Source organism: Paenalkalicoccus suaedae, assembly GCF_006965545.2.
Taxonomy (GTDB): domain Bacteria; phylum Bacillota; class Bacilli; order Bacillales; family Salisediminibacteriaceae; genus Paenalkalicoccus; species Paenalkalicoccus suaedae.
This window is the reverse complement of record NZ_CP041372.2, coordinates 45,390-71,160: the sequence shown is the minus strand read 5'-3', so window position 1 is coordinate 71,160 and position 25,771 is coordinate 45,390. Positions and strand designations below refer to the sequence as shown.

Here is a 25,771-nt window from a genome sequence, read left to right as displayed (position 1 = left end):
TGTACACCCCTTGTTAAGTTCGCTTTGACTTTTCCCAAAGCTCATCTAATACGTCTAATGATTGATCCTCCATCGTTAAGCCTTGCTTATGTAGCTCGGCCTCGATGTAGCGAAATCTTGTTGCAAATTTTGTATTCGTGCGCTGGATCGCCTCCTCTGGCTCGATCTCGTAAAATCTCGCCAAATTCACGAGAACAAATAGCACGTCCCCTAATTCCGACACAGCTTTATCTCTATTCCCCATTTTAAGCTCATGTAACCATTCGGATAACTCCTCTTGGAGCTTCATCCACATCGGTGCCGCATCATCCCAATCAAATCCGACACGTGCAGCCTTCTTTTGGAGCTTGTAAGCTTTAAGAAGACCCGGTAAATCCTTCGGAATACCATCGAGACGAGACTCGCGAGCAGCCTCCCCCTCTTTCTCCTGCATCTTAATTTGCTCCCAATTAGCAAGTACTTCTTCCGCGTCCTCCGCAGCTGCATCTCCAAACACATGCGGATGGCGACGAATCATTTTTTGGACAAGCTCTTCGATAATATCCTCGACCGTGTAGTAGCCGTCATCCTCGCCAATTTGAGCATGCAGCATTACCTGCAGGAGCACATCGCCTAATTCCTCAACGATATGATCATCGTCACCGGAGTCAATCGCCTCTAACAGCTCATACACTTCCTCGACCGCATAACGCTTTAAGGACTCGTGCGTTTGTTTTTTATCCCACGGGCATCCGTTAGGACCGCGCAATGTTTTGATGACCTCTCTTAATGTGCGGAATTCGCGGTAAAGGAGCCTTGCGTCCTGCACAGGCGGCACATATACCGCCGTTAAGTTACTAAGCGTCGTGACACGATCAAGCTCAAACAATGGGACAGAAACAATGGACTCCTGCTTCGTACCAGCAGCCGTTACGACCATGACCACATAATCGTCTGGCAAACGTTCCATGAGCGCAAGCTTGACGACAGACGCGCTCATCGCGTCGTACACTTGACCAATAATCACGTGCTGCGTTAAAACAAGATCATCCGCAAGCATCGCGGTACCATCAACTAGCTGAAAGCCGTCGATTGGATCAATGTGCAGGGCGGTAAACATCGGATCCAAAAAGCTTTGACCACCTTCAATCGTTACTGTTACATCATCGTGCGCTAAAAGCTTTTGTACCGTCGACTCTGCCACCATTGGATGTCCTGGAACAGCATAAGTGACTGTGCCTTCTTCCTTTGCAGCATCCATTAATGCGTCAACGATCTGGGTGTACACATCACTAAATTCGTCCGTTGACTCATACAGATGATCGTAGCTTTCAAAAGCTACTCCTTCCTCCTGCAAGCTCTTCACAAGCGGATGATCGAGCGTTCGAATTCTAACAAGCTTCGCTTCCTTTAAACGCTTATACATGCCTAAAGAGAGTTGCTCTAAATCTCCAGCGCCTAAACCAATAATATGTATGTTCATCAGTTGCCTCCTCTATCTCGATATGGGAGTAAAGATCCGAGCTTCGGTAGCCCCTCCCATTCTTTTTGTGAAAATACGGGTAATCGCCAAATACTTAAGATAAATACACCTATTCCAACCCCTACTCCTAGAATAGAAATAACAGCGGATACTAAGCGTGAATCTACTGTAACCATTCCTATTAATGCAACACTTATTCCCATGACGAAGAGGGATAAGGGAAGTCGCACAAATACGTGTTGCTTCGTAAATTCTATAAGCTTCATTTGATAAAGTACCACAAGCATGGTGATGCCCATTACCGTCATCGCACTTAATGAACTCCATGCAGCTCCTATAATATCGTAATGAGGCACAAGCTGCCAGTTCATCACGGCTTTCAGTGTCAATCCTGCGAGCAAGATCCATGCGGCAATACTCGCTCGACCTACTGCATGCAGGAGAGCAGCTCCCGTCATAAAGACGGTTGCACCAAGGATTACAAATGCCATGAGCTGAAGCGCCATCGTACCCTCTCGATTCATAAACATGGCCTGATTTAATACAGGCAAAATCGCCATAAGTCCTACTGCAGCCGCTCCACCAAAGACAAGACTTAGCTTCATGGCGTAGCTTGCTGCTGTCTTAACCGTCTCTTTATCACGCATGAAAAATGCCTGCGCAATAGTCGGCACAGCTGCATAAGACAGGACAGTTGTAAGAATGGCACCAAATTGAATCAAGGGGTAGCTCCTGTCGTATACTCCTTTTAAATTAGCACCGTTTAAGCCTTCTTGAATATTCCGATAGACTGTAAAAGTATCAACGAGCTGGAAGAGCACTAACACCATGGCGCTTGTTGCGACAAGCGCACCTTCTCGTAAGAGAGTCCATACTCGTTGTTGCCAAGCGTGTGGTAACTTACGCGTTAGTGTAGGTTTTACACCCGATTTAACAAAAAGAATGAGTAAGGTTGTGATCCCTAAGATGCCTCCTGCAAGCGCGCCGATTCCGGCTGATGTGCCAGCCTGATAAATGTCGGTGGCGAGCCAGGCGACTGCTAGGATAGCGATGACTCTGGCTAGTTGCTCAATGACCTGCGAAATGGCTGTTGGGGTAGTGTTATTGATGCCTTGATAATACCCTCGTCCGATCGCTAAAAACGGGATGAGGAGGTAGGGTGCTGCGAGCCATCTAATTGCAGGGGTGAGTGCAGGGTCCTGCATGAGGGCTGCGAGTGTCTCTGCTTGGGTAAAAATAATGGTGGCGACAATTGTATGCACGATCATGAGTGTATAAAAGGCGAGGTTAAGTTCCGCCTGTAAACTAGCTTTATTTGTCGCGACGGTTTTGGCAATCACTAAAGGGAATCCGTAGGTACCTAGCACAAGCGCCACTCCGTAAAGTGGATACACTTGCTGATACACGTAAAAACCTTCGTCTCCGGTCATATTTTGGTACGGTATTTTATAAAGTGCGCTCAAGCCTTTTGCAATAAACGCTGCTAATGACAGGTAAAGAGCTCCCTGCATCCATTTAGCCATGTAGCATCTCTCCATTCATCCATTATTATAGCATGGATGATTTTTAACGGGTGAGGTGGGTGGCAGGTGTCGCGTTGGGTATTTTTCTGTTTGCTTTTGCGCGTCCTCCTGCCTAGTTTGGCTCCCACCCCCATCCTAAAAAAACGCCACAACACCATACAGTGTCGTGACGCTTCATCTTATTCGTTTAGTGCTCCATTTGGCGCGCCAAGAAGCTCGCTGCAGTTTCTGCCAGCTTTATTTCAACGTTCGTGATTTCTCCAGTGTCTTTTGCAAGGATAATCACGGCCCCAATAGGGTCACCATTCGCAATAATTGGGGAAATACAGTAACCGTTTAAGTCCTGCATTATTTCCCCGGCAATAATATAGCTTCCCGGCTTCTTTTCGATTTTAGCAGCTCGTTGCTCAATTGCTTCCTCAATCAGCTTACCAATTGGGCGATTTTGATAATCCTTTTTTGCACCGCCTGCAACATTTATAAACGTATCGCGATCAGCGATTAAAATCGTTTGATGGAGACTATCATATAACGCTTCCGCGTATTCTTTCGAAAAGTCGTTGAGCTCTGATATTGGCGAGTACTTCTTTAAGATTACCTCGCCTTCACGGTCAACAAAAATCTCTAGCGGATCCCCTTCGCGAATACGAAGGGTGCGTCTAATTTCTTTCGGGATTACTACTCGTCCTAGATCATCAATACGTCTAACAATTCCTGTAGCCTTCATTCGTGTATATCCTCCTTAGTTGTCTATCGTCTAATACCTAACAGATGCGTTAATGGATATTATCCGATAAATAGGAAGAACTATACATGAATACGTAAAACAATTAGGCTTTTACTAATTCATCCTTTTGGACATCATCTAATTTCTCTAATACTTCGACCAACGCACGTAAATATTCCCCATGCGAAAGCTGCTTCGTTTTTAGATGGATGATGATTTGATTCCCTGAAGATGATAGTGTCATCTTCGAGGAGATCTTATTTACAAGCGTAAACAATTTAGAACCATCGATTTGATTCGTTGTTTCCTCGCTCAACGTCACCTTACACTCGTTATTTTTCTCAATGACAGATTCAATTCGCTTGTCTTTCGCAAACACCTTAATCTTCGAGACAGAAAACAGGTAATCCACCTGCGTTGGATAGTCACCGAAGCGATCCATCATCTCAGACTGTAAATCTTCAATATCGTCTTGTGTATCAATCCCTCTAAAGCGCTTGTACATATCGATCTTTTGCTTGGAATCAGGAATGTACGATTCCGGAATATACGCGTCTACTTTTACGTCTAATTCAATATCCGGACGTTTTTCAACAATTGGAGTTGTAGTGCTAGACGATTCTTTACGATCGTCAATAGCCTCCTTAAGCATTTGCGAGTACAGATCAAATCCAACAGAGGCAATAAATCCGTGCTGCTCTGCTCCAAGTAAGTTACCTGCTCCTCGAATTGATAAGTCTCGCATCGCAATTTTAAATCCGGAACCGAGCTCTGTAAATTCTTTAATTGCCTGCAGTCGTTTTTCTGCGACTTCTGTCAGCACTTTATCACGTTGGTGGGTAAAGTACGCATAGGCGACACGATTGGAACGTCCTACTCGACCACGCAGCTGGTACAACTGTGATAGACCCATGCGGTCTGCGCTGTGAATAATCAATGTGTTTACGTTTGGAATGTCTACCCCAGTTTCGATAATAGTAGTGGTCACAAGTACGTCTGCATTACCCTCCAGGAAATCTAGAATGACCGACTCTAGCTCCGTCTCTGTCATTTGACCATGCGCAAATCGAACGTTTGCATCCGGCACTAGCGTCGCAATTTTATCTGCCATCGACTCAATGTCCTCGACTCGATTATATAGGAAGAAGACCTGCCCACCGCGCGCGAGCTCTCGTTCGATTGCTTCACGCGTTAATGCCTCATTAAACTCCACGACATACGTTTGCACCGGGAAACGATTTTCAGGCGGTGTTTCAATAACAGATAGATCACGTACGCCAAGCATCGACATGTGAAGCGTTCGTGGAATTGGTGTAGCAGTTAGCGTTAGAACATCTACGTTCGCTTTAAGTTGCTTAATCTTCTCTTTATGCGTTACGCCAAAACGTTGCTCTTCATCGACAATGAGTAACCCAAGGTCCTTAAATACAATATCCTTTGATAACAGTCGATGTGTTCCAACAACAATATCGACGGTCCCTTTCTTTAAGCCTTCCCCTGTTTCTTTTAGCTGTTTACGTGAACGGAAGCGGCTTAATAGACCGATGTTAATCGCAAAGTCCTGGAATCGTTCGCGAATTGTTTCGTAGTGCTGCTGAGCAAGAATCGTGGTTGGTACAAGAATCGCCACTTGCTTTCCATCCATAATGGCTTTAAATGCTGCACGCAATGCCACCTCTGTCTTTCCGTATCCCACGTCTCCACAGAGCAGACGGTCCATCGGACGCTCAAGCTCCATATCCTGTTTGATTTCTTCAATTGCGCGTAGCTGATCTTCCGTTTCCTGATATGGGAAGGAGGATTCAAATTCACGCTGCTCATGTCCATCCTTCGAGAACGCGTAGCCCTTCGACTTCTCGCGCTCAGCATAGAGCTTGATGAGATCATCCGCAATATCTTGTACCGATGATTTCACCTTTCGCTTCACTTTCTTCCAATCACTACCGCCTAACGCATAAAGCTTCGGATCCTTTTCTTCGGAACCAACATATTTTTGTACTTGGTCGATTTGATCAACTGGTACATAGAGCTTGTCGTTTCCTGCATAGGAGATATGCATGTAATCTTTATGAATGTCTCCTACCTCAAGCGTCTCAATCCCTAAATATTTACCGATACCGTGATTTACGTGTACGACCCAATCGCCAACCTTTAGCTCTGAATAGCTCTTTATCCGTTCCGCGTTAGAAAGCTTTTGACGACGCTTCGGCTTTTTCGACTGCTTTGTAAAGACCTCTTCCTCTGTGAGGGCAATTAAACGGTGCATCGGAAGTTCAAAGCCCGCTGTTAAGTGACCGATCATGATTTGCGCCTGACCCTTTACTGGCGTATGGTCTTCATCAACAATGGCCGCTTCCATGTCGTAATCCTTTAAGACACTTTGGAGCCTTTCTGCACGGTCCTTACTCGCGCTAAAGAATGTAATCGCGTGGTTATTCTCCTTCCACCTCTTCATCTCTCCTTGTAAGAGATTCATTTGACCATGGAATTGTTGCATCGTTTTGCTTTGGATGTTCACAATATTTTTAGGCTGAACGGACGGAATTTGTCGCATGAATAGACTGAAATAGACGCGAGGTCTCTCCGTTTTCTCCATCTGGTCCTGCCAAGAAGTAGAGAGCGTGATATCTGATACTAGAGAACCTTGTGACAGCATCGTTGTATGCCAATCCGCTTCCTCTTTATCTAAGCTTTGCGCCATTTCTACCACTCTACTAGCTTCGTCTACAAAGATAGATCCGTTCTCTGGGAGATAGTCTAATAGTGTATACGTCTGATCGTAGTAGAGAGACATATATTTATACATCGCATCAAACGACGTTTCTTGACGGAGACGATCTATTTCTTCTTCGACCTGCTCCATCATGGTTTCCTTCGTTCGTGCATCGCTCATTTTTTTGAGACTATCAGACAAACGAGATTCTAGCTTTTCTGCACCCTTACTAAATTCTTCTTTACGAAGTAGAATCTCTTTTGCAGGTCCAATACAGATTGATTTTACTTGGTCGAGTGACCGCTGTGTTTCCACGTCAAAATAACGGATAGAATCGACCTCTGTATCGAATAGCTCGACACGAATTGGATACTCTTCCGTTAATGGATATATATCAATGATTCCTCCGCGCACGCTGATATCTCCTGGTGCCGTAACCATATCAACACGCTGGAAGCCCATCTCCACTAAATTTGCTAATACGGATTCAAGCTTAATGTCTTCTCCTACAGTCAGCTTTAGCTGATAATCCTTCCACATCGTAGGTGGAGGTAGCATTCTCCTTACACCTGCAACTGGCGTAATAATAATTCCCGCTTCTCCACTCGCCCAGTGATTCAAGGCTTCAATACGCTGTCCGCGCATTTCTGGACTTGCAACAGCTATTTCTGAAGAAATGAGCTCGTTAACGGGATAAAGGTACACATGCTCGTCTCCAAGTATGGAGGCAAGATCATCGTACAGCTTTTGAGCCTGAAACAAGTTATGTGTGACAACAAGCTGCGATGTTTGCGTTGCTTTATAAATGGACGCGAGTAGTAATGGACGTACTGAACCCGTTGCGCCGGCAATCATTTGCTCCGATAATGACGCTTCTAATCCACTCGCAATACTCTGGACCTCTTCGCCTTGGTAAATCGTTTTAATAAAGCCTTCCAACCTATTCCCCACCTTTTTTATCCCTCCCCCTTAATGGAGGAAGGATTCATACTCATGATAATTTGGATGCTCGAAAAGTACATCTTCACAATGCTCACAAATGGACTGCACGTGCACATCACCACGCGAATCGTAGTGTAGCATCGTCTGTTTATCCTGTTCGGACAGCAAATGAAATCCTAGGCGCGATGATTCATGCTCATGGTGATGATCTACTTTCCCAAGCTTTTGCTTACAGTGTCTACAATAATAATGAACCATAGTTGCACTCCTCCTGACGCATCTTGTCTATAAGTATGCGCGCAGTGATAAGAGGTTATGCATGCATGATAGTTTATGAAACAACGAGAGCAGTTATGTTAATTAAATGAGTTCATGACTTTTAAAAATTCTTCATGCTTCCAAGCTTCCAGTGCATCTACAGCTTTCTTTGAGGCATCTTCGATAGCAGCTGATTCATCTGGCTTAAACTTTCCTAACACGTAGTCAGGGACTGCGATCCCAGGATCTGGTCGACCGATCCCGATTCGAATTCGATTAAACTCTTCTGTGCCTAGGTGCTTAATTAATGACCTGATACCATTGTGACCACCGTGGCTACCTTTTTGGCGTAAACGAATCTTACCAGGCGGTAAATCTAAATCATCGTACACAACCACTAAGTTATCTGGAGTAATATCATAGTAATTCATCAACGGTACGACAGATTCTCCTGATAAATTCATGTACGTTAACGGCTTCAAATAAAAAATCTTAGTCATTCCTACTCTTTCCACGCCAAAAACGCCTTTAAACTTTTGTTCGTTTAAGGATACCCCAAATCTGTCCTGCGCCATCTCTAATACATCAAAGCCTATATTATGACGCGTCCTTTCGTACTGACGACCAGGATTTCCTAGTCCAACTATTAATTTCATCGTACCTTCCGCTCCTTCATGGTGCTTCTTGTTTCGTTGGAACAGCTTTTTAAATAGCATACGGCCGCTCCTCCTTTATTTATTCATATCATTTAAGTTCCTTACCATTTTCAGTGGATAATGTCGGATATATAAATTAGTTTGCTCATTTATTCACGTAGTTTTTTAGTAAATGCAACGAAACACTCTTCCAAACTTTGGAGAGTGTGTGAAATCGAATTTGTCTATGAAACGTGTCTTATTATACCACAGAAGCTTCTTTTGTTAATGGATTATGCTACGTTTTTAGGGAATCAGTTAGTGCGCTTTAAGTGGACGGTCATCTCTACGTACGCATTAAAATGAGGCGGGTTCCATTTCAAACAAAAAAAGGTGTTTCACGGGAACAGCTTGCGCTGTCCCATGAAACACTCTTTTGATAGCATGATTATTCTTGCTCTTCGCCTTCTGAGTCAGAACCGCCTTCAGCGTCAACAAGCTCAGGCTCGCCTTCTTCTTCAGGTACTTCGTCCTCTTCAGGCTCTTCATCTGGTACACCAATTGCAACAATTGTTTCTTCTGCTTCGTTGTTGATTTCGTAATCCTTACCGGATTTGATATCTCCAACTTGAAGAGAATCATTGATGTCTAAATCAGATACATCTACTTCGATAGAGTCAGGAATGTTTGCTGGTAGTGCGTGTACAGATAGTTCAAATAGAATTTGCTGTAATACGCCACCATCTTTAACACCCTTCGATTCTCCAACGATAGATACAGGTACATCTGCATCCATTTCAACCTTCATATCAACAGCATAGAAGTCAATGTGGATATACTGATTTTTGATAGTGTCAAACTGCGTGTCGTAAACCATCACATCTGTTTTGCCACCATCAACTTCTAATTTGAATACGCCTGTCTTACCTTCAGCGCGTAATACTTGAATGAAATCTGATTCAGAGATAGCAATTGCTTTGCTTCCGAATTTTTTACCATATACTACTGCAGGGATATTTCCCTCTTGACGAACTTTTGATAGTCGTGAACCTCTTAAATCTTCTCTTACAGCTGCTTTTAGAACTGTAGCCATAGTCAATCACCTCATCATTTTTTCGGTTCCACAATTACGTATTCCCCAATAAACGCATGTATAAACATGTTTTTTAAAAGTGTTGGTAGACAGAGTCGTATAACGAGCTATTTTTGTTTCGTTTCAAGCATAGTAACGGTCTTTAAATTAGGACATCCTATTAACGATTAATCAAATAATCGACTAACAGAGCGCTGCTCATGAACGTGAATAATGGCTTTTGCTAACAGCGGTGCAACGGATAGTTGTGTAATGTTTGACGCCTTCTTTTCTTCAGGTAAAACGATTGAGTTTGTCACAACAAGCTCTTTAATTTGAGAATTTTGAATGCGCTCGATTGCTGGACCTGACAAAACAGGGTGCGTACTGCACGCGTATACTTCCTTCGCTCCGCTCTCGATCATTGCGTTTGCAGCAAGCGTCATTGTACCAGCTGTATCAATGATATCATCGATAATAATCGCTGTTTTCCCTTCAACGTTACCAACGATATTCATGACTTCTGCTGTATTCGGCTTTGGACGACGCTTATCTATAATCGCGATTGGCGCCTTTAAGCGATCCGCCATTTTACGTGCGCGGACAACTCCCCCGTGGTCAGGAGAAACGATAACGATATCGTCAAAGTTTTTCTCTTCAAAGTAGTTAGCAAGAATTGGAACACCAACAAGCTGGTCAACTGGAATATCGAAGAATCCTTGAATTTGAGTGGCATGTAAGTCTAGCGTAATAATACGGGTAGCACCAGCTGTTTCAAGTAAGTTTGCAACAAGCTTCGCTGTAATAGGCTCTCTAGATCGCGCTTTACGATCTTGCCTTGCATATCCGTAATAAGGTAAAACAACGTTAATCGTCTTCGCAGAAGCACGTTTTAACGCATCAATCATGATAAGTAACTCCATGATGTGCTCATTAGCAGGAGAAGAAGTCGATTGAATGACAAAAATGTCACACCCACGAATACTTTCTTCAATGTTTATTTGAATTTCTCCATCGCTAAATCGTTGTACAGAGCTCTTCCCCATCGGTACGCCAATCTCTTCTGTGATTTGATGCGCAAGATCCGAATTAGAGTTTAGGGAAAACACCTTTAAATTCTCATCTTTATACTCAGCCATCTCGTTATGCCCTCCAATAGTTGCCTTTAGTTTTTATCTGATAAATAGCCTGACTTCGTTGTTTGACGCTCACGAGCTATCGCAAGTGATTCGCTTGGTACATCTTCTGTAATGGTTGATCCCGCTGCTACATAAGAGCCTTGTCCGATCGTAACAGGAGCAATTAAGTTTGAGTTACAGCCGATAAAAGCACCGTCCTCAATTTTTGTTAAAAACTTATTTTTACCATCGTAGTTAACCGTAATCGATCCACAGCCCACATTTACTCCTGAACCAATCTCCGCATCGCCTAAATAGCTTAAGTGAGAGGCTTTACTACCGTCACCCATTGTCATCTTTTTAAGCTCTACAAAGTTTCCTACTCGGACATCATTTCCTAGGTTCGTCTCGGGACGAAGGTGAGAGAACGGTCCAATGGACACGCGGTTACCAACGTCGCTTCGATGAACAACGGATTGTTTAATCGTTGTTTCGTTTGCGATGCGGCTGTTTTCAATCTCTGTATTAGGTCCAATTGTGCAACGCTCGCCGATCGTTGTTTGGCCAACAATCGTCGTTCCTGGATGAATCACGGTATCACGACCGATCACCGCATCAGAAGAAATATACGTAGCTTCAGGATCAACAATGGTTACACCTTCACGCATCCAATGCTCATTAATGCGACGCTTCATCCATTTCTCTGCTTCACTCAGTGCAACACGATCATTTACTCCCATTGTCTCATGAAAGTTTTCTGATTGATAAGCAAAAACAGGCTCTCCCTGTTGCTGAAGAATTTCAATCACATCAGGTAAGTAATACTCACCCTGTGAATTATCATTGCCCACGTGCTTTAACGCAGCAAATAGTGCCTCATTATCAAAGCAATATGTACCCGTATTAATTTCCTGCACACGTAGCTCTTCAGGAGTAGCATCCTTTTGCTCCACAATTTTAACTACCTTACCAGACTCATCTCGAAGCACACGACCATAGCCAGTCGGATTCTCCGCGTGAGCGGTCAAAATCGTCGCCTTCGCATTCTGATCCTGATGGTGGGCAAAAAGTTGCTCCATCGTTTCGCCTGTTAAAAGAGGGGTATCTCCACATACAACAATCGTTGTGCCTTGCTTATCAGCAAGTTGCTCCTGCGCCTGCATAACAGCATGTCCAGTACCTAGTTGCTCTGCCTGAAGCGCGTAATGAACGCCATCGCCAAGCTGTTCCTGTACCTTTTCCGCTCCATGCCCAACAATTGTGACAATCTCTTCCACGCTACACGTTTGCAACTGATCGACGATATGCTGTACCATCGGCTTACCAGCCACAGGATGTAACACTTTATATAGATCTGACTTCATTCGAGTTCCCTTACCTGCAGCTAAGACTACTGCGAATCGCTTTGTCATGTTTTAACCTCCACGGCCTGAATTTCCCTTATGAATATATCTTATAATCGCCTTTATTTCAAGGGAATATAGGACAACCCAATCGGATTTACTAAGAATACTTGAGCTATGTCACGCCTTCCTCTCTATCTCTTCTTAAATGTAACAAATTAGACACATCCGTCCATAACAAAAAGCCTAGTCACACATTGACCAGGCTTACAAAACAGAGCAGGCTTATGATGCTCCCGCTTCTTCATATTCTTCTGATTTCTCTCCAGCTTCTACATATGCATCGAGTACTGCTTTTTGGATCTTTTCACGCGTGTTTGATGAAATTGGATGCGCGATGTCCCTAAACTCGCCATCCGGAGTACGCTTACTAGGCATTGCTACAAACATACCGTTGTTGCCATCAATCACACGAATATCGTGGACGACGAACTCCTCATCGATTGTTATAGACGCAATTGCCAACATGCGACCCTCCGTACTTACACGGCGAAGTCTAACGTCTGTTACTTCCATGTCTGCCACCACCTTTTTGCATAGAATAGCTCCCGTTCTCTATACTTCGATATGGCAGACCATTTCTCCTTCTTTCTCCGGAGAAAAAAATGTAAAAACATTCTTTTACTGGTTTACTGTCGAGAGATTCCCCATGAAAAAGTCCCTAATCCATTCGATAACTAGGTATTTTAAAGGTGAAAACTATTACGACTGCTGAAAGAAATTACCTTTCTCTACTTGAATGGTGCGTGTCTTAGCATCTACTTTAGATAGCTTCGTTAATGATAAATAATCATCTACTAATTTTTCGTCCTCATGAATCGCTTCGGTTAAGACACCAACTCCGGCAACTGTTGATTGGAATTCCATCACAAGATCCATCATGCCACGGATCGTTCCACCAGCCTTCATAAAGTCATCGATGATGAGCACATTGGAGTTCGGCTTCAAACTACGTCTCGCAAGTGACATTGTCTGAATACGCTTTGTCGATCCAGACACGTAGTTAATGCTCACAATTGATCCCTCTGTAATACGTTGCTCATGTCGGACAATACTAACAGGCACATGAAGTTGCGCTGCTACGGCATATGCTAAAGGAATCCCTTTCGTAGCCATTGTCATCACTGCATCGACTTTCGCGCCTCTATAATGTGAAGCAAATACTCGACCAAGCTTTTGCATGAGCATCGGATCGCCGATAACGTCCATCATGTATAAGTAGCCCCCTGGTAGAATTCGCGCAGGGTCCTCTAGCTTCGTACATAGCTCGTTAATTAAATCAGCAGCATACGCTTCATTGATCATTGGGATAAACATCACGCCACCTGTAGCACCAGCTGATGTCTCCACAATTCCTAGCTGCTTTTCTTCAAATACTTCTTTCATGATCCCTATATCTTCGCTAATGGAGGACTTTGCTGCCCCATATTTCTCTGAAAAATAGGTGAGTGGGATCGATTGATGGGGATGGGCTAAAAAATACTCTGTCATATCCACTAATCGACCACTGCGCCGGTACTTCATCCTATCACTCCTGTTAAATCCGAATATTTTAATAGTAATATACCATTTATATACGGATTTTAGCAATAGAATGTCGGAATACTTTTGTTTTTACTCACCTAAAATACGAACAACAAAGACATGATCCATAAATCCTTTTAACCCGTTCGATAACCGGATCGCCTTTGATTCTGATCTAGCAAGCGCAAAAACTGTCGGTCCACTACCACTCATCACTGTCCCCTCTGCACCAAAGGAAACTAAGCGATCCTTGATCAGCTTTACATCCGGAGCTAGCTCAAATGTCGCCGGCTCCATCACATTTTGTAACAGGGCACAAATCTCACTGAAATTTTGCTCCTCTAGTGCCTTGATCATTTGTTCTGTTTTCGGATGCTCCATCGTTTTAAGATTCAGCTTTCCGTAAATTTCCTTCGTCGATACTCCCATTGGTGGCTTGGCTAACACAACCCAGCATGGTGGTGGCGGATCAATAAACGTCAGTTTTTCGCCTCGACCTGTCGCAAGCGCTGTCTTTCCGTGCACACAAAATGGGACATCCGAGCCAATCTCTGCTCCAATATCCGCAAGCTCTTCAATGGATAAACCAAGCTCCCATAAGTCATTAAGACCGCGTAGCACCGCGGCAGCATCCGTTGAACCACCGGCAAGCCCCGCTGACATAGGAATCAGCTTATCAATAAAGATACGCACACCGCTTTGTACGTGATAGCGCTCTTGAAGAATAAACGCAGCTTGGAAAGCCAAGTTGTTCTTGTCAGTCGGAATAAAGCCATTATTTGATTCTACCGTAATCGCCTTATTCGGACGCACGGTTAAGTGAATACGATCAGCCAAGTCCACTGTCGTCATAATCATCTCTACTTCGTGATAGCCATCATCACGTTTATGTAAGACGTCCAACGTCAGGTTAATCTTCGCTGGCGCCTTTACGATTTTATCTGCCATTACCTACACCTTCCGTTCTTTTTACACTGTCGCTATTTTATCATTACTCACGAATCCATTCTAGGAAAACCTTTATATTACCAAAACCTTCGTTTATCCAGTAACTTCTGCGAGCATGCTTTTTTTAAATAACATCGTTCTACCCTCCGAAGGAATACAACGAATCTACTGCTTCCATTACCATAGAACGGCGCTTTCAAACCAGCATGCTAAATAGGCTCTCCTCATGTTGCACACACGCCCTTCAACCAAACAACAATTTCATTATTTCTGCAAAACAAAAAGAAAAGCTTGCTCAGATTCAATCATCTGAGCAAGCTTTTCCTTCGGATCTAATTATAAGCTGTGAATGTTAGTGCTATGCTTCTTCTGCGACATCTTCTGGCATGGAAAGTACAACAGTTTCTGTAAGTACATCAGTATAACTATAAGAGAGTCTCTCTACAGAGTGCTCGTCTTTATCTAGCTTTACAGTAAATACAGATGGATAAAGGTTCTCAAGCAGTCCAGAACGTTCAATCATCTTCTTACGACCGCCGTTTGCTTGGATTGTAACTTTTTTCCCTACGTTTGCTTCGAGCGCTTTTTTAATTTCCGCTAGCGTTTTAGCCATCCACGACACCTCACTTGTGAATAGTATAGCACAATACCGTAAGGACCGTCAAGCAAAATTTAAATTATATCAATGCCACACAATCATGTCAATATATTTATCTCTAATTTTTGTAGCTATTTTGCCACATCTGCCCCATACCTAGGCACACCGCGACGCATGCATCCAATTGTCTCTAGGCCGCCCAACCCTTCTTCTCCCGAAAATGTTGTTTTAAAGATGTCCCAGAGGCCGACTCGCTCCATAAATGGAGTGAGGCTTATCTTAGAGACGAGGTAAACCGGATCGAGGGCATGGATGTTGACGCGCTTTGGAGAGCTTGCAAAGTTGGCACCTGCTTGAAGGATCGAAGGATAGTGAGACTGGCACGCTCCAGCAAAAATAACTAAGTTATCCATGTAGGGGATAATTTTTCTCGCCTCTCTTACAGCCTCCGTAAAATACTTGGAGTGCCGATAAGCTTTCATCTCATTCCACTTCCCCTTGGCCTCGCTGTATGCATCATGGCCAGTAATCACAAGCAACTGGGGTCGCACCATTTCAATCAAAGAGCCGACTTGACCTGGCATCTCTTTTTCAGGGACGTGTACACCGTAAACAGGTACACCAAGTCGATCGTATAACTCGGTGCATTTTTTTAAATACCCAGCATCACCGTCTAAATGGAGGACTTTCCCGGGCGATTCAAAGTATGTCTGCTCTTTCGTATAGCCCTTTGAGACCTCGTGCTCGCTTTTTTCACGAGTAAGCCTTTTATGCTGTCTAAAAAGCTGATAATGACTTTCCTGTTGGGCTTTTTCTTTATTACGACGCTCTCGTTTTTCTTCCTCTTGAAGAACCTCTAAATCATCAATCGGTGCATCGGCAACGAGACGTACATCTTCTCCTCGTAGCTCTGCCACATCATTTTCGATATGACACACACGAAAGATCACGTCACACCCGTATGAGCGACGTGCTACTGTTTGACCTACTCGAATTTCTGGCATAAAAAAGACCCCCTCCATGTGTAGACTATGAAGAAGGGGGGTGGATTGTGCATCTATTTCCTAAAAAAGACAGAGCTAATCGCAGCAAACTCTTGCATCGTAAGTGACTCTGCACGGCGAGTTGGATCGATTCCAATCTCTTGAAGCGCTGCTTGGACCTCTTGCTTGGACATTGTTGCCTCAAGCTTTTTAGAGAGATTGTTTAATAGCGTCTTACGTCGTTGCGTAAAGGACGCTTGAACGATTTCAAAGAAGAATGCTTCATCGACGACATCAACCGGTGGCTTATCACGAAGCGTCAGTCTAAGAATAGCGGAGTCGACATTAGGCTGAGGCATAAACACGGTTTTAGGTACCATAAACACCGTTTCAGCATCGGCATAATACTGAGCCGCGATTGAAAGCGAACCATATGCTTTTGAGCCAGGCTTAGCAGCGATACGATCCGCAACTTCCGCCTGTAGCATGACGACCATCACTCTCACAGGAACCTGCTCTTGTAGCAGCTTCATGAGGATCGGAGTTGTGACGTAATAAGGGAGGTTTGCGACTACAGCTAAATCCTGCCCCTCTTTAAAGTGTGCGGCGATCTGCTCGTTCATATCGGCCTTTAAGACATCCTGATGAATGACCTCTACGTGCGGGTAAGGTGCCATCGTTTCTTTTAAGATTGGTAAAAGGCGTTGATCTATCTCAAAAGCGAGGACTTTCTCCGCCTGCTTAGCAGATTGCTCTGTTAGCGCTCCAATACCTGGACCGATTTCAATAACGCCAGATTCAGGACTAAGAGACGCGGCCTTCACAATATTAGTGAGAATGTTCGGGTCAATTAAAAAGTTTTGACCAAGGCTCTTTTTAAAGCGAAACTTATATTTTTCAAGTATTTCTTTCGTACGTGTTGGTGTAGCAATATCCTTCATGATTGATCCTCCATCCGTTTCAATGCTGCGTGAAGCTCCTCTTTTGATATGCGAAACTGGTGAAGCCGCTTTAGTAGCTGCTTGCCGTTTGCATATCCAATATGAAGCTCCTCCCCCAGACGCTCTCGTTTTTGCTTCGTACCAGTACCTGCAACAAGCCCTGCCTGATGTAGGTCCTCCCACGTAATTGCCGCATCAAAGCTATCGCCTTGCGCAAGCTTCGCCTCTTGAAGGGCACGCGTTAAGTCCTCTCTCGTTGCATGCTCAATGCCAACCTTATGCTTTCGCTCATCAATGGCCTGCTTTTTTGGCAAAAATGCGTGCTTACAATGTGGTACGGCGTCCTGAATCGTCTGGCGGATTTTTTGGCCGGGGAAATCAGGGTCGGTAAAAATGATGACACCGCGACGCTCTTGCGCAACTCGCACCTTTTCGATTGTCTGAGTGGATACAGCTGATCCATTTGTTTCAATCGTATCACAATCGAAGTAGCGTTTAAGCGTATTTGTATCATTTTTTCCTTCCACGACAATCATCTCATGAATTTGCATCGTACGAACTCCTTTTAGTGGATACTTGCACACAAAAGGATGGCTTTAAAAACGAAGCCATCCTTACTAGTTTAATTTAATACGCGTACTTCAACGGAACGGCGACCAAAGTTTGTTGCATTCCCGTGATTTGGCATAAAGATATCAATTTTACGACCATTGATTGCGCCGCCAGTATCCGCCGCTAAAAATGTCCCGTATCCCTTTACCTCTACGCGAGAGCCTAGTGGGATAACTGCTGGGTCAACAGCGATTACTTTCGCATCAGGATTAGATTTTAGGTTAATTCCTGTACGTGTAATTCCAGAGCAACCAGTACAGTTAGCTGTATACGCTGTTGCTGTGAATGTTTGCCAGCTACCTCCACCTGAGGAGCTGTCCGATTCGCTTGAGCTACTCGAACTACTAGACGAGCTTGATGATGAACGATTGGATGATGACTCACTTGACCCGGACGATGAGGCACTACGAGATACAGTAGGCTGAATTTCCTTCGTCCCTACTGCTACAACACGATCTTTACTTTCTGCGACCGTTTCTTCTCGCAAAAATTCTCTCGAAACCTCTTCGCCATCTTCTAAGATGACTTCGTAGTATTTAGCAATCTTACCGTTTTCGCCTGATTGCTTTACTTCTTCAGAACCTTTTTCAAGACTTTCATCATTTTGTCTTACTGTAGCAAAATCTACGTTTTCTTCCACAACATCGGTGACCTTTTCTACTCGGACAACACGCACATCTGCTTCAGATGAGAGAACCTCCTCACTTGCAGGATCAACGCGGTCCAATTCATTAAGTGTTATTTCACTGGATGCTAAAAGGTCAGCGACCGTCGTCGAAGTCGTCCAAACATCTACTTCCTCTCCATCACTATGTAATGTAACAGGAAATGCTTCTTCGTAGGCGATATTTAATCCGCCAGAAATAGCCGTTTGCGGACTAGGCTCAAGGTGGTCGTGCTCCGATACAGTGATCGATAGCTCTTCCATAAGCTCAGCGACAGTATCTACGACTGTCCAAACGGTTTGTTCTTCTCCTTCAGTTAACACGGTAACTTCTTGTGCTTCTTTAAAATCTATAATGATAGAGTCTGTAATTGGTGTATCGAGTGACGGATCAACAAAATCGTGTTCCCTGACAGTTATCTCTTGCTCAGTTAGTGCTTCTTCTACTGTTTTAGCATGGGTAGAAAATGTTACCTCTTCTCCTTCAGCGGAAACAGTGACATCTGCTTTGGTAAATTCAAATAACAGGATGCCGATTGTACTAAATAATAGCAGAAGACCAACACTGGATGCAGCGGCTTTATTCTGCTTTAAAAGGGCAGAAAAACGCCTAATTCCAGATATCATGGGTAAACCCCTCCTTCAGAAACCGAATTATACTCGCGTGCTCCCCCCTTGTCAACAAAAGATGAGAAGTACTTCCTAATGGATTATCCATTAATTGACGCTTAATGAAAAGAATTTCCCATTGACAAAGTTTGAGGAGAAAGACAAATTTCTACGATTTTCAACGGTTTCATCGAAGGAGGAAGAAAATTCCCTATCGAGATTTACCTATAGATGTCAGGAAAGAGAAAAAAGTTTTTTTGCATTTTGCGTTGTTTGCGTCCGAAGCTCCTCATAAGACACCTCACGAAGCTCGGCAAGTTGCTCTAAAACAAGCTTCACATATGCTGGCTCATTACGCTTCCCTCTGTAAGGATGCGGTGCTAAATATGGAGCATCTGTCTCTATGAGCAACCGATCGTTCGGAATCGTTTTTGCGACCTCTTTTGGGAGCTTCGCATTTTTAAATGTGACAGGACCACCAAAGGAGATATAAAAGTTTATATCTAAGCATGCCTTTGCCATTTCCACGTCTCCCTGGAAGCAGTGCATAATTCCTCCTGCTTCAGCCGCATTCTCCTCTTGAAGAATACGTAACACATCGTCATGAGCATCACGATCATGAATAATGAGTGGTAGCTTCACCTTTTTAGCTAAAGCAATCTGCTTTTTAAATGCCTCGTGCTGTTGCTCCTTTGTCGACGTATCCCAATAGTAATCAAGACCCGTTTCTCCTATTGCCACTACTTTAGGATGCGCAGCAAGCTCCTCAAGCCAAGCAAGCTTTTCGTCATCAAAATCCTTTGCATCGACAGGGTGCCATCCAACAGACGCATAAATAAAGTCATAGTCATTGGCGAGTTGCATCGCCTTATGGATCGTTTTTGTATCAAACCCAACTACGACCATTTCTTGAACGCCTGCTTCCCGCGCTCTGGCAATGACCTCTTCTACATCCTCTTCATACTGATCAGCATTTAAATGGACATGTGTATCAATCATCGTGTGTTCCTCCTATAAAGAGGGGCGTGCTGGCCAATGCCGACACGCCCCATTTGTTTATTTTACTTGCGCGCCATTTGGTAGCGACTGCTCTACTGTAGCCAATGTTAGGCTATCTCCATGTGATCCTGCAAGGATCATGCCTTGTGATAGCTCGCCTCTAAGCTTCACTGGTTTCAGGTTTGTCACACAAATAACCTTCTTCCCTACAAGCTCATCCGGCTCATAAAACTTCGCAATCCCTGATACAACTTGACGCTTTTCGTAGCCTAAATCAAGCTGGATCTTTAAAAGCTTATCGGCTTTTTTCACTTTTTCAGCCGATAGGACCGTCGCAACACGCAGGTCTACCTTCATAAAGTCATCGATCGTAATTTCATCTACCTCAGGAGCTTCTACAACCGCTTCCGCTTCCTCCTCAGGCTCATCCGGCTTCTTCACGCTTCCCATCATATCGAGGATTGCTTGGACCTCTTCTTCTACATCTAAACGTGGGAAAAGTGGTTCACCCTTCTTAATAACCGTCGTTCCCTTTGGAATTTGACCAAATGTACGGAGGGTTGCCCATTCTGTTAAATCAGCATCAATAGATAGCTGTGTCCAAATCTTCGCCGGTGTTTCTGTTAAGAAAGGACGAAGCATAATAGACGTTTGGCGTAGCGATTCGACAAGGTGATGGAGCACGGATCCAAGCTGACCTCGCGACGCCTCATCCTTTGCAAGAATCCAAGGCTGTGTCTCATCAATGTATTTATTGGTACGACTAATGAGCTGACCAATTGCCGCGAGAGCAACAGAGAACTGCATGTCTTCTAAAGAGTCTTCTACTTTATCAACGGTTGCATCCACAAGTTCCACTAAAGAAGCATCAAACGGTGTTGCATCCTTTTCGTAAGCTGGAATTTCACCATCAAAATATTTATTAATCATCGCAATTGTACGGTTTACTAGGTTGCCCAGGTCATTAGCTAAGTCATAGTTCACGCGATCAACAAAGGCCTCTGGCGTAAAGACACCATCTGCGCCAAACGGTACTTCGCGTAGTAAGTAATAGCGCACAGCATCTAGTCCATAGCGATCGATAAGTGGTACAGGGTCTACCACGTTCCCTTTCGACTTGGACATTTTACCATCCTTCATAAGAAGCCAACCGTGCGCAAATACTTTTTTAGGTAACGGCAGGTCAAGCGCCATGAGCATAATTGGCCAGTAGATCGTATGGAAGCGGACAATCTCTTTCCCAACTAGCTGTACATCGGCAGGCCAATGCTTTTGATATAAGCCATCCTCATCTGTCGTATAGCCAAGCGCTGTGATGTAGTTTAATAGTGCGTCGATCCATACATAGATAACATGCTTCGGATCTCGGTTTACTTTTACACCCCATTCATAGGATGTACGAGAAACAGCTAAATCTTCTAAGCCTGGCTTAATGAAGTTATTGATCATTTCATTCTTTCGACTCTCTGGTTGAATAAACTCTGGATTTTCGTCGTAGAAAGCAAGTAGACGGTCTGCATAGTTGCTCATCTTAAAGAAATACGATTCTTCTCGTACTTTTTCTACTGGATGTCCACTATCTGGACTTTTTCCACCCACAATATTTCCATCGCTGTCGAATTCTTTATCATCTAACTGAGTTTCTGTATAGAAGGTTTCATCTGGAATGGAGTACCAACCTTCGTATTCGTCTAAGTAAATATCACCTTGCTCAAGGAGCTGATCAAAAACTTTTGCGACTACCTTCTTATGACGTGTTTCCGTTGTACGGATAAAGTCATCATAAGAGATGTCGAGTTTTTTCCATAGCATTTGAATATCTGCTACTAGCTCATCAACAAATGCTTGTGGCGTTACTCCTTTTTCTTCTGCTTTTTGCTGAATCTTTTGTCCGTGCTCATCTGTCCCTGTTAAGTAGCGGACATCAAAGCCTTGAAGACGTTTGTAGCGAGCAAGAGCATCGCCAGCTACTGTTGTGTAAGCATGACCAATGTGGAGCTTGCCGCTTGGATAATAAATCGGTGTTGTTAAATAAAAGCTATTCGTTGCTTTCGTCATGATAGTCCTCCTAAAAATAAAATGTGGTGTAAAAACAAAAAACTCCCGCCCTATAGCTATAGGGACGAGAGTTATCTCACGCGGTACCACCCGAATTTGCCGGTAACTCCGGCCTCTTACGCTAGTTCAATCTAGCTATGCGTAACGTGCACACACGTATTTCCCTAACAGTACGCTCGGGAAATAGCCTCTACTTGGACCATGTTCGCCATCATTTTTATACCGGTTTGCAGCTACCCCGGCTCTCTGCTTCATAAAAATAAATGGGTACTCATCCAGTCACGGAGGACAACCTATACAGCTATCGCGATCTCTATCTAAAAATATACTGAAACTACTAACAAGTGTCAATGTAAGATGCAGATACTTCTAGGATGTCCAACGACTATTTATTTCATAATTACAAAATAATGGTTTATACTATCTATATATGGGAATGATATTGAAGAAGTCGAAATAAAAGTCGACAAAGATGTATAATTTGTCGAAATATACGTTATTTTGTCGAACTATGATCGTATAACTATAGTTATATCTAATTTTTTGGATACTCTTGACTAAGTTTATTACTTAGAGCCACAAGGGTTTCAGACACTTTACAAATATTCCTTTAAACTTTTTGCACTTTTTATTTGACTTCTTTTGGAAGCATTGGTATTATAACCTTAACAGAATTTTGTCGAATCCTGACACGTACGCAGCCTCGACAAAGATGTGAATTTAAAATTTGAGAGGGGATTTTTATTATGAAATCTACAGGAATTGTAAGAAAAGTTGATGAACTAGGACGCGTGGTTATTCCTATCGAGCTTCGCCGTACACTTGACATTGCAGAGAAGGACGCACTTGAAATCTATGTGGACGACGAGCGTATCGTTCTTAAGAAGTACAAGCCAAACATGACTTGTCAAGTAACTGGAGAAGTTTCTGATGACAACCTATCACTAGCTAACGGTAAAATCATCTTAAGCCCACTTGGTGCAAAAGAAGTTGTAAAAGAGCTTGAAGAATACCTATCTAAGCAAGAGAGCTAATATCTCTTCTTATACAAAAGCCGCGTGACGAGAGATTAACTCCGTTACGCGGCTTTCTTCTGTTTTATTCACTTTCACTTTCGACATGATACGCTTGATATACCTCACGTTTTGGTAGCGAGCGCTCTTTGGCGACTGTTTTTATTGCATCTTTCGATGACTCGCCCTGATCAATAATAGACTGGACATGATCTAAAATCGACAAATGTGCCCACCACGCTTCGCCTTCCGCTTCTTTTTGTTCCTCGTAAGAAGCACCGCTAATGAGTACCACACATTCCCCACGTATTTCTCCTTGCTGTGACCATTCGACAAGTTCTTTTAACGTACCCGTAATAATCGTTTCGTACTGCTTCGTAATTTCTCGACAAACGCTCGCCTCTCGATCCCCAAACACATCATAGGCATCTGCCAACATGTCTTTTAGCCGATGAGGTGCCTCATAAAATAGTAACGTCGAAGCAATAGGCTGCCACTGCTGAAAAATTTCTTTCCGTTTTTTCTTTTTACGGTCAACAAACCCTACAAACGTAAACGAATCCGTTGATAAACCTGATGCAATTAACCCCGTTAACGCTGCGTTTGCTCCCGGTAGCGCAATGACTTTTAATCCTTCTTTCTTTGCTGCTGCCACAAGATCGGCACCAGGATCAGAAATCGCAGGCATGCCGGCATCACTCACTAATGCAATCATCTGACCTTCTCGAATCTTAGCTAGCAGCTGCTCCTCACGCTCTTCTTTATTATGCTCATGATAGCTGATAAGCGATGTTGTAATCTCAAAAGCGTGACACAGTTTTTTCGTATGTCGTGTATCCTCCGCTGCTATTAAATCTGCCTCTTTAAGCGTCGCAATAGCACGATAAGTCATATCCTCTAAATTTCCTATTGGCGTTGGCACTAAATATAAGGCGCCACCATCCTCTTTAAAGCTTCGTTGCTCTCTCATGTTTACCTCCTCAAGCGTCTTGCTTATCCCAATGCTCTGCAAATTCCTTTGTAAAAGACCCATCTTCTTGATACAGCACCCACGGTGGCAAAATCTTCGCCCCAAAGCCTCCGTCTCGAACCGCTTCTATTAACAGCATGTTCGCATCCTTCCCTTTATGCGGGTGTACACACTGGATCCGCTTAGGCGCAAGCTTATACGTATGCATATACGCAATAATTTCATCTAGTCGCTCCGGTCGATGCACAAGTGCTACACGCCCCTTTGATTTCACTAATCGGGACGAAACTCGGATCACATCCTCAAGCGTACAGGCAATTTCGTGCCTCGCCAAGGATTTAAACGTGTTTTCGTTCGTTCCTTTGTCTGCTGTCACTGCAAAGTAAGGAGGGTTGCATGTTACAACGTCATATTTTCCCCACGCGACATCCGTCAATTTGTTCAAGTCTTGTTGAGAAACAGTGATTTGTTCCTCTAATTTATTCTCTGCGACCGACAGCTTCGTTAGTTCGGCCAATGTCTCCTGCAACTCGACTCCTAAAATTGAAGCCTTTGTTCTTAAGCTCATAAGTAAAGGAATAGCCCCCGTTCCCGTACATAAATCAACTACTTTACCTGATGCAGGCAACGTGACAAATCGTGCTAATAAAACAGCATCTATCGAAAACGCGAAAATATCGTCTCTCTGATAAATAACGCGTTGTCTTCCTGGTAAATAATCTAATCGTGTCATCCTGTTACTCCTTCTTTAGATACACAAAAAAGGTCGTGCTGAAAAGAGAAACTCCTCCCATACGACCTTTTATGAGCGATTTAAAAAGGATAAGCAAAAAAGGCAATCTCCTTCTTTCCGAATACTTCCGTAGTGCATGTTGCAAATATGGAAGCCCTCCTGATACAGCCTTGCCAAATTATCATATCCTTCTCCGAAAGCAGCTTGCACGCCTTCGTCTCCATCATTTTCGGATAACGATTTCTCGCGTTGCTCTGCCTCTCGCGTCATTCGCTCACGCAAATGTTCATTTTCCATTTGTAAATGCGTGTTTTCTTCTAAGAGCAAGGCGAGCTGATCCTTCAGCTCACCTAATTCGTGGTGCAACCCACCAATTTGCTCTTCCATTTGACTCACACGCGAAAAAATCTCTTTTTTATTCACGATGCCCACACCTCATTATTTTGTGGTTTCCGTGGCGATCGCTCCCTCTTGCAGGAGTTCATCCATTGTAAATTCAACAATCTGTCCGGATTCTAGCACCTCTACTTGCACAAGGCGCTCCAACATATTAAGTCCAATGACCTTACTATGACCATAGCTTGTTTTAAGCTTTTGATGCAGGTCTGGAAGCTCTTTTTTAGCGGACTCATACATATCATTTTCGTACTTGAGACAGCACATTAATCGACCGCAAAGACCGGAAATCTTCGTTGGGTTGAGCGATAGGTTTTGGTCCTTTGCCATCTTAATGGACACAGGCTCAAAATCACCTAAAAATGTGGAGCAGCACAGCATCCGTCCACAAGGCCCAATGCCTCCAAGCATCTTCGCTTCATCGCGCACGCCAATCTGTCTAAGCTCAATGCGAGTGCGAAATACCGATGCAAGGTCTTTTACTAACTCGCGAAAATCGATTCGGCCATCTGCCGTAAAATAAAAGAGAACTTTATTTCGATCAAAGGTGTATTCTACCTCTACTAGCTTCATATCAAGCTTATGCTCAGCAATCTTCGTTAAGCAGACATCAAATGCCTGTCCTGCTTCTTTTTTGTTTTCTTCCACTGTAAGCTTATCTTTTTCTGTTGCAAGTCGTAATACCTGCTTAAGAGGTAAAACAACATCCTGCTCTTCGACTTCCTTTATGCCGATAACGGCCTTTCCAAACTCTACACCACGTGCTGTTTCGACGATGACGTAGTCATCTTTATTTATGTCAAATTTACCGGGTGAAAAGTAGTATATCTTTCCTGCCTTTTTAAAACGGACTCCTATTACTCGATGCAC

General features: G+C 43.6%; 24 protein-coding genes and 1 other annotated feature. Of the genes, 1 reads left to right on the top strand and 23 read right to left on the bottom strand.

Annotated features, from left to right (window positions below; translation table 11 throughout):
* Positions 1-13: 13 nt before the first annotated feature.
* From yabN to metG, 19 genes are all read right to left on the bottom strand, one after another.
* Positions 14-1,462, bottom strand: coding sequence for a bifunctional methyltransferase/pyrophosphohydrolase YabN (yabN, locus tag FLK61_RS00740; RefSeq protein WP_430708781.1), 1,449 nt, complete (start codon positions 1,460-1,462; stop codon positions 14-16).
* On the bottom strand, positions 1,462-2,985 hold the full coding sequence (locus FLK61_RS00735) for a putative polysaccharide biosynthesis protein (RefSeq protein WP_176007661.1): 1,524 nt from the start codon (positions 2,983-2,985) through the stop codon (positions 1,462-1,464). Before FLK61_RS00735 ends, yabN begins: the two co-directional genes overlap by 1 nt.
* Before the next feature lie 187 nt (positions 2,986-3,172).
* Positions 3,173-3,712, bottom strand: a complete 540-nt coding sequence (gene spoVT / locus FLK61_RS00730; protein WP_176007660.1) for a stage V sporulation protein T — start codon at positions 3,710-3,712, stop codon at positions 3,173-3,175.
* A gap of 103 nt (positions 3,713-3,815) precedes the next feature.
* A complete protein-coding gene (gene mfd, locus FLK61_RS00725; protein WP_430708809.1) occupies positions 3,816-7,364 on the bottom strand; it encodes a transcription-repair coupling factor in 3,549 nt (1,182 codons plus the stop codon).
* A 30-nt stretch (positions 7,365-7,394) separates the two neighbouring features.
* The gene (locus FLK61_RS00720; RefSeq protein ID WP_176007659.1) at positions 7,395-7,625 is read right to left on the bottom strand and encodes an anti-sigma-F factor Fin; all 231 of its coding nucleotides are present in this window, start codon (positions 7,623-7,625) and stop codon (positions 7,395-7,397) included.
* Between the two features lie 98 nt (positions 7,626-7,723).
* Positions 7,724-8,281 (bottom strand): aminoacyl-tRNA hydrolase, encoded by a 558-nt coding sequence (gene pth / locus FLK61_RS00715; RefSeq protein ID WP_176011085.1) that lies wholly within the window; start codon positions 8,279-8,281, stop codon positions 7,724-7,726.
* 427 nt (positions 8,282-8,708) lie between these two features.
* Positions 8,709-9,353 carry a 50S ribosomal protein L25/general stress protein Ctc gene (locus tag FLK61_RS00710; protein WP_176007658.1) on the bottom strand — a complete coding sequence of 215 codons (645 nt, stop codon included), beginning with the start codon at positions 9,351-9,353 and terminating at the stop codon, positions 8,709-8,711.
* A 167-nt stretch (positions 9,354-9,520) separates the two neighbouring features.
* Positions 9,521-10,471, bottom strand: a complete 951-nt coding sequence (locus FLK61_RS00705; protein ID WP_176007657.1) for a ribose-phosphate diphosphokinase — start codon at positions 10,469-10,471, stop codon at positions 9,521-9,523.
* A gap of 26 nt (positions 10,472-10,497) precedes the next feature.
* Positions 10,498-11,862, bottom strand: a complete 1,365-nt coding sequence (glmU, locus tag FLK61_RS00700) for a bifunctional UDP-N-acetylglucosamine diphosphorylase/glucosamine-1-phosphate N-acetyltransferase GlmU (protein ID WP_176007656.1) — start codon at positions 11,860-11,862, stop codon at positions 10,498-10,500.
* 216 nt (positions 11,863-12,078) lie between these two features.
* A complete protein-coding gene (gene spoVG / locus FLK61_RS00695; protein WP_176007655.1) occupies positions 12,079-12,369 on the bottom strand; it encodes a septation regulator SpoVG in 291 nt (96 codons plus the stop codon).
* Between the two features lie 186 nt (positions 12,370-12,555).
* Positions 12,556-13,377 (bottom strand): pur operon repressor, encoded by an 822-nt coding sequence (gene purR / locus FLK61_RS00690; protein WP_176007654.1) that lies wholly within the window; start codon positions 13,375-13,377, stop codon positions 12,556-12,558.
* Positions 13,378-13,467: 90 nt separating this feature from the next.
* Positions 13,468-14,325: a 4-(cytidine 5'-diphospho)-2-C-methyl-D-erythritol kinase gene (gene ispE, locus FLK61_RS00685; protein WP_176007653.1), complete on the bottom strand. Its 858-nt coding sequence runs from the start codon at positions 14,323-14,325 to the stop codon at positions 13,468-13,470.
* A 358-nt stretch (positions 14,326-14,683) separates the two neighbouring features.
* Complete coding sequence (locus FLK61_RS00680; protein ID WP_176007652.1) at positions 14,684-14,938, bottom strand: Veg family protein; 255 nt, start codon at positions 14,936-14,938, stop codon at positions 14,684-14,686.
* A 116-nt stretch (positions 14,939-15,054) separates the two neighbouring features.
* Positions 15,055-15,927, bottom strand: a complete 873-nt coding sequence (gene yabG / locus FLK61_RS00675) for a sporulation peptidase YabG (RefSeq protein WP_176007651.1) — start codon at positions 15,925-15,927, stop codon at positions 15,055-15,057.
* Positions 15,928-15,980: 53 nt separating this feature from the next.
* Complete coding sequence (gene rsmA, locus FLK61_RS00670; RefSeq protein WP_176007650.1) at positions 15,981-16,847, bottom strand: 16S rRNA (adenine(1518)-N(6)/adenine(1519)-N(6))-dimethyltransferase RsmA; 867 nt, start codon at positions 16,845-16,847, stop codon at positions 15,981-15,983.
* Positions 16,844-17,398, bottom strand: coding sequence for a ribonuclease M5 (gene rnmV, locus FLK61_RS00665; protein ID WP_176007649.1), 555 nt, complete (start codon positions 17,396-17,398; stop codon positions 16,844-16,846). Before rnmV ends, rsmA begins: the two co-directional genes overlap by 4 nt.
* 71 nt (positions 17,399-17,469) lie before the next feature.
* Positions 17,470-18,750 (bottom strand): resuscitation-promoting factor, encoded by a 1,281-nt coding sequence (locus tag FLK61_RS00660; protein ID WP_176007648.1) that lies wholly within the window; start codon positions 18,748-18,750, stop codon positions 17,470-17,472.
* A gap of 216 nt (positions 18,751-18,966) precedes the next feature.
* Positions 18,967-19,731: a TatD family hydrolase gene (locus FLK61_RS00655; protein ID WP_176007647.1), complete on the bottom strand. Its 765-nt coding sequence runs from the start codon at positions 19,729-19,731 to the stop codon at positions 18,967-18,969.
* A 57-nt stretch (positions 19,732-19,788) separates the two neighbouring features.
* Entirely contained in the window at positions 19,789-21,789 is a 2,001-nt protein-coding gene (metG, locus tag FLK61_RS00650) for a methionine--tRNA ligase (protein WP_176007646.1), read from the bottom strand.
* 57 nt (positions 21,790-21,846) lie between these two features.
* Positions 21,847-22,081: a binding site (T-box leader), on the bottom strand.
* 454 nt (positions 22,082-22,535) lie between these two features.
* Between metG and abrB the strand changes: the two genes are divergently transcribed.
* Entirely contained in the window at positions 22,536-22,823 is a 288-nt protein-coding gene (gene abrB / locus FLK61_RS00645) for a transition state genes transcriptional regulator AbrB (RefSeq protein WP_176007645.1), read from the top strand.
* 64 nt (positions 22,824-22,887) lie between these two features.
* On the opposite strand, the gene rsmI is transcribed toward abrB, so the two are convergent.
* From rsmI to FLK61_RS00625, 4 genes are all read right to left on the bottom strand, one after another.
* Positions 22,888-23,772, bottom strand: a complete 885-nt coding sequence (gene rsmI, locus FLK61_RS00640; RefSeq protein ID WP_176007644.1) for a 16S rRNA (cytidine(1402)-2'-O)-methyltransferase — start codon at positions 23,770-23,772, stop codon at positions 22,888-22,890.
* A gap of 10 nt (positions 23,773-23,782) precedes the next feature.
* The gene (locus tag FLK61_RS00635) at positions 23,783-24,505 is read right to left on the bottom strand and encodes a tRNA1(Val) (adenine(37)-N6)-methyltransferase (RefSeq protein WP_176007643.1); all 723 of its coding nucleotides are present in this window, start codon (positions 24,503-24,505) and stop codon (positions 23,783-23,785) included.
* Between the two features lie 69 nt (positions 24,506-24,574).
* Positions 24,575-24,928: a DNA replication initiation control protein YabA gene (gene yabA, locus FLK61_RS00630; RefSeq protein WP_176007642.1), complete on the bottom strand. Its 354-nt coding sequence runs from the start codon at positions 24,926-24,928 to the stop codon at positions 24,575-24,577.
* Between the two features lie 15 nt (positions 24,929-24,943).
* Positions 24,944-25,771 (bottom strand): PSP1 domain-containing protein, encoded by an 828-nt coding sequence (locus tag FLK61_RS00625; RefSeq protein WP_176007641.1) that lies wholly within the window; start codon positions 25,769-25,771, stop codon positions 24,944-24,946.